Origin of the sequence: Bacillus sp. T2.9-1 (assembly GCF_950097965.1) — a bacterium.
GTDB classification, from domain to species: Bacteria; Bacillota; Bacilli; order Bacillales; family Cytobacillaceae; genus Niallia; species Niallia hominis.
In genome coordinates, this window is the sequence record NZ_CATNHG010000007.1 from 1 (window position 1) to 3383 (window position 3383).

General features: G+C 29.7%; 2 protein-coding genes. Both read left to right on the forward strand.

The window, feature by feature from the left end; genetic code table 11:
- Window positions 1–187 precede the first annotated feature (187 nt).
- Window positions 188–1561: a hypothetical protein gene (locus QQZ16_RS01570; RefSeq protein WP_081836741.1), complete on the forward strand. Its 1374-nt coding sequence runs from the start codon at window positions 188–190 to the stop codon at window positions 1559–1561.
- A 1-nt stretch (window position 1562) separates the two neighbouring features.
- Window positions 1563–3383 (forward strand): hypothetical protein (locus tag QQZ16_RS01575; protein ID WP_284561000.1); only part of this gene is annotated, 1821 nt, incomplete at its 3' end.

Sequence of the window (3383 nt, forward strand, 5' to 3'; positions counted from 1 at the left end):
GCCTTTGAGGTCTGGCCAGTAGAAGTAGTACAAATGGCGAACCTTTCAGTAGCCCTTTAGGGTTTGGTCAGTAACAAAGGCTTTCAGCCGCAGAGAAAACCACCCGTTCTCACGGGTGGTCCTTATTTTCTCACATTTCAAATAGTGAGTTATACTTTAAATATATATTGAAGTAGGAGGTAGACCAGTGTATATACCACTTGATGAAAAATTTACATGGATACCAAGAGAAGTTTCAATAGAAAGTGAAAGGATTGGTGGAAGGTTAGAAGCAGGTAATATCGTTATTATTGGATTAAGAGATAATAAATCTAAATTGATTATTCCACATCCAATATCAAATTTTATAATTAAGTGTTTTGTAAACAAGCAGTTATCACCAAGTACTCAACTAAGGGCTGGAAGGATTATATGTATGTTTTTAAACTATATTTATACTCAAATAGAGGATGATGATTCAGGAGAGTATAGTAAATTAGAGGAAAAGGGTATAAGAGCATTAGAGCTAAAGCATGGGGCTAACTTTATAACCTATGGAACTTATTTGGGTAGAAATTCAGAAACAATTGATTATTGGGAAAAAACACTAACTAGATTCTATAACTTTTTAAAAGAACAAGATTCAATTGACCAAGACCCAAAAATAATAAAAAAAATCAATAAAAATGGTAAGGAAATATTAATTTCACCATTTGGAGATTCTGTATTGGATATTGAAAGACCAAATAAGAAAAATGATAATGATATGACTACCTTAAAAGATTTTGGGGAAGGAAGACTAGAACTCGCTAAGCTGTTTATTAATATTGCTCAAACTCATGCAGAAGATATTGCACTAGGAGTTTACTTTCAATTCTTTGGTGGGTTAAGAGTAGGAGAGGTAGTTAATTTAACAGAAAGTTCATTAAAACCAAGGGGCTATAGGGGGACTGAAAACAAATCATTTTTTGTTAATATTGATGATAACCAAGATAAATTGTTTCCCAATTTAAAAAATAACCAGTATAACCAAGTAAAAAGACCAAGACCTCAATTTATTATCCATTCAAATTTACTACAAAAATTATATGATGATCATATTACAAAACTTGAAGAATTAAAAAGTAAGAAAAAATTAAAGGTAGAAGATGCATTATTTGTATCGTATAAAACTGGTGTACCAATAAGTGGACCAAATTATGCAAATAAATTTAAGCGTGTAAAAAAAATATTTTTGAATGAGTTAAGAAAGGAAAGATACTATGAGGATGTAGAATTTCTTGAATCTTTACCTTGGGGTACACATATTGGTAGAGCTGTTTTCACAAATATGTTAATCGATCAAGGCTTAGGTATTGAAGAATTAAGAGATTCACGTGGAGACAGAAGTTTGTTGTCTGCTATGGCGTATTTAGAACGAAGGGTAACAAGAAAAAAAATTAAAGAAATGATGGAAAAAGTAGCAACTAAAATTGGTAATGAAGAAGATCAAGATGATGGTATTTATTTGCAACAAGCACTAACGCGTGAGCAGAACATCGAAATATACAATAAAGTTATGAGTAATTGGAGAGGTTTCTAAAATGTTAGTAAAAATAAGGGAACTATGTGATAAAAACAGTCCCTATTTTCAATTAGGTGTTCGTTGGAAAGGGACTGAAATATTACAAAAACATGGTGTCTTAGAAATTGTAGACATTAATAATGTGAAATATGTTGAATATGAAAAATTATTAAAACATGTTGCTTGGGAGAAAAATTTTTTTAATGAATATTTTATAGACTTGGATGTGTGGTCAAAATTAGGGTCCAGCGCTAATAAAGATAGTTTGCGTTCTTCTGGGGTGAAAAAATTAATTTCCTTAGCAAATCAGGGCCTTATTGAAATGGTTGAATTAGATTACCCACTTGTTTCAATAAGAGACAACAAATACAAAAATATAAAAAGGTTTTTTAAGAAAGCAAGTCTTGAATATTTTTTAAATGATTATATTAATTTAAATGAGGCTATGAAAATAATAGGAAAATCAAGTCCTCAGTATACTTTAAAAATCTTAATGAGCAAAGATATAGAAGTTGTAAAGCTTTCAGAAAAATATGATATGACGTTTGTTAATAAGAAAGCAGTTTTACATTTAGTAGAAAGTGGTGAGAATAAGCTTTCAAGCGTAGAAAATAGAAAACAATTAAATATATCTGATATGCAAGAATATATCAGTAGTAATCAATCCAGATTATACTTGGGCTTTACAAAAAAGAAATTTGAACAAATTCAAAATATAGGAATTCTAAACGTTGAAACTATTGTGGAGAATGGTAAAAATTTATATAAAAGATCACATATTGAGGATTTCAAGAAAAAACAAGAAAAATGGGAACAAGATTTTATAAAAAAGCACTATATAGATTTAGAGGTGTGGGGAAAATTTGGTTCAAATTCCTCAAAAGATTCTCTTAGGTCAAGTGGGATATTAAAATTAATTGAACTTGCTAATAAAGGGAAAATAGAACTAGTGGAGATGAAGTATCCACTAATTTTTATTAAAGAAAAGAAATACGAGAATATTAAGCGCTTCTTTAAAAAAGATAGCATTGAACTGTTCTTATTAAATCATTTTAAACTTGAAGATGCTATGTTGTTACTAGGTAGGAAAAATAGTGATAACTTCCAGAAATATTTAAAATCAAAAGGGATTGAAATTATTAAGCTTTCAACTAAAGTAGATTTGATGTACGTCAGAAAGTTCGATATTCATAACTTAATGAAAAAAAGGAATATCGTAGTGTCGAGTGAGGAAAAACTTAAAAAAGATCTTGAAGAGTCGGAGTTTCTGAATAGAAAACAAGTAATGATGTATTTAAATATTACTGCTAAGAGGTTGACTCAGCTAATAGAAAAACGTCTTTTACGAGTAGAAAAGAAAATTTCAAGTAATTTAACGTTATTTAAAAAATCGAAAGTGATCCAACTAAAAAAACAGCAAGAAATATTGCTAAAGTTATTGAATGAGAAGTGGTTTACCCGGAATGAGGTAATTGAAAAATTTAATTATGATCCGGATATGTATGAAATCAGAAAAACTAAAATTCCTGTTATTGTTGCCAGCGCTGATAGATTTTTAAATAAGAGGGTGATCTACCTAAAAAGTTCAGTAGAAGAGAATTTTAACCGGTTAGTATATACCCAGCAATATTATACAGATGTTGGAACTATATATGATAATATTAAGCACCGGCTTCAAATGGAGAAATTCTCCTTTTTTGAACATCTTATTGATGTAAACTGTCACTTTATATCCTCTCAAATACCGTTGGAATTTTCAAATTCCTTCAGAATTGTTTATATACTTCTCTGGAATAATGTGCTAAATTTTTTGCATATTAGAAGGGGGAGTTTTTTTATG